Source organism: Pseudomonas kitaguniensis, from assembly GCF_009296165.1.
Classification (GTDB): Bacteria; Pseudomonadota; Gammaproteobacteria; order Pseudomonadales; family Pseudomonadaceae; genus Aquipseudomonas; species Aquipseudomonas kitaguniensis.
On the sequence record NZ_VUAZ01000208.1, the window covers coordinates 1 to 2,321 of the forward strand.

At 59.5% G+C, this 2,321-nt stretch carries 1 protein-coding gene and 1 pseudogene; one reads left to right on the forward strand and one right to left on the reverse strand.

Going from position 1 to position 2,321, the window contains the following annotated elements:
- Positions 1 to 111 precede the first annotated feature (111 nt).
- On the reverse strand, positions 112 to 1,152 hold the full coding sequence (locus F0169_RS26440) for a threonine aldolase family protein (RefSeq protein ID WP_058415197.1): 1,041 nt from the start codon (positions 1,150 to 1,152) through the stop codon (positions 112 to 114).
- Positions 1,153 to 1,242: 90 nt separating this feature from the next.
- Here F0169_RS26440 and F0169_RS26445 point away from each other — a divergent pair.
- A pseudogene (locus tag F0169_RS26445) lies at positions 1,243 to 1,970 on the forward strand (TraX family protein).
- Positions 1,971 to 2,321: the final 351 nt, after the last annotated feature.

Below are 2,321 nucleotides of genomic sequence, written 5' to 3' on the forward strand. Positions count from 1 at the left end.
TGTGGGAAGGGGGCTTGCTCCCGATAGCGGTCTGTCAGTCAGAATTCAATGTAACTCGACCCACCGCCATACGGGAGCAAGCCCCCTCCCACGTTTGTTCAGGGGTGACTGTCAGGCGCCCATCACTTCTCGAATGTCCGCGGCCAATTCTCTGACACGCTCTTCCTCTGTATCCCACGCACACATGAAGCGCGCGCCGCCTTTGCCGATAAACGTGTAGAAGCGCCAGCCCTTGGCCGTCAGCGCTTCAATGGCGGCTTCCGAGAGTTGCAGGAACACGCCGTTGGCCTGCACCGGGAACATCAATTCCACGCCGGGAATATCCGCCACCAGGCTGCTCAGCAATTGCGCGCAACTGTTGGCGTGGCGTGCGTGTTTGAGCCAGGCGTGGTTTTCCAGCAAACCTACCCAGGGCGCCGAAAGGAAGCGCATTTTCGACGCCAACTGGCCGGCCTGTTTGCAGCGGTAGTCGAAGTCTTCGGCCAGTGTGTGGTTGAAGAACAGGATCGCTTCACCCACGGCCATGCCGTTTTTGGTGCCGCCAAAGCACAGCACGTCCACACCGGCTTTCCAGGTCAGGTCGGCAGGCGAGCAGCCGAGGAACGCGCAGGCGTTGGCGAAGCGCGCGCCGTCCATGTGCAGGTTCAGGCCCAGCTCTTTGCAGGTGGCGCTGATGGCGCGGATTTCTTGCGGCGTGTACACGCTGCCGACTTCGGTGGCTTGGGTCAGGGTGACCACGCGTGGTTTGGGGTAGTGAATGTCTTGGCGCTTGAGGGCGATCTCGCGGATCGATTCCGGGGTCAGCTTGCCGTTTTCGGTGCGTGCGGTGAGCAGCTTGGAACCGTTGGAGAAAAACTCCGGCGCGCCGCATTCATCGGTTTCGACGTGGGCGGTTTCCGAGCAAATCACGCTATGGTAGCTCTGGCACAAGGACGACAGCGCCAGCGAGTTGGCGGCGGTGCCGTTGAAGGCGAAGAACACTTCGCAGTCGGTTTCAAACAGATTACGGAAACCGTCGGCGGCGCGGTGGGTCCATTCATCATCGCCATAGGCGCGTTGATGGCCTTGGTTGGCTTGTTCCATGGCGGCCCAGGCTTCCGGGCAGATGCCGGAATAGTTGTCGCTGGCAAATTGTTGGCTCTTGTCGGTCATGGCCCATTCCTGTGGTCGATGTTGGTGCGCACTGTAACCAAGATTGTTGGGCATGCGCACGCACTGTAAATGCAAAGTCACTGGGGAATTATGCACGGTACTCAAACGATTCCTGTCGGACGCGTCGCGATGGCGCGCTGGATTTGCTCAAGTGGCTGGCGCTGTTGAGCATGGTGCTCGACCACCTGCGTTATGTCGGCTGGAGCCTGGATGGCCTGTATGTGCCGGGGCGCCTGGCGTTCCCGTGGTTTTGCCTGGCGATTGCGGCGAATGTGCAGCGGGTGAGCAATGCCCCGTTGACTGGCCAATGGCGTTATTTAGGTTGGTTGCTGGTGTTCAGCCTGATCAGCGAAGTGCCGTACCGGTTGTTTATCGACGATGCCGATACGTTGAATGTGCTGCCCACCTTGGCGCTGGGGTTGTTGGTTGCGCGAGGATGGCAGCATAAGGCGGCGGTTGATCGAGGATTGGCGTTGATCGCCCTTGTGCTGGCGGCGGTGTTTTCCACACAGCTGATGTTCGGATTTTTTGGTGTGTTGTTGCCGTTGGCCATGCTGTTGGTGTTCAAGCGCCCGTGGTATTTCAGCGTGTTGCCGGGTTTGGTGTGTGTGGCCGCCAACCAATGGCAGATTTTGCTCAATAGCGGCACGCCCGTGGCGCTGATGGGCTTGGCTGCCTGCTTGCTCGCGCCATTGCTCGGACTGGTCTTGTTGCGACAGGCCAAAAACGTCACGCCACCCGCCATGCGCCGCTGGGCATATGCGCTGTATCCCATGCATTTTGTGCTGCTGCTACTTCTTCGCAAGATCATTGCCTGAATCCCTATGGCGGGGGCTCTGTGGGAGGCTATGTGGCAGGAGCAATCAGGGAGTAGCAATGTGAGAGTAGCTATGTGGGAGTAGCTGTGTAGGAGTAGCTATGTGGGAGTAGCTGTGTAGGAGTAGCAATGTAGGAGTAGCAATGTGGGAGGGGGCTTGCTCCCGATGGCGGTCTGTCAGTCAGAATTCATGTAACTGACACACCGCCATCGGGAGCAAGCCCCCTCCCACACAAGCCAGCCCCTGGCCAGCTTCCAGGCAGACCAGCCTCCCACACAAGCCAGCCCAGGCCAGCTTCCAGCAGACCAGCCTCCACCCAAGCCAGTTTCCAGGCCAGCTCCCACACACGCC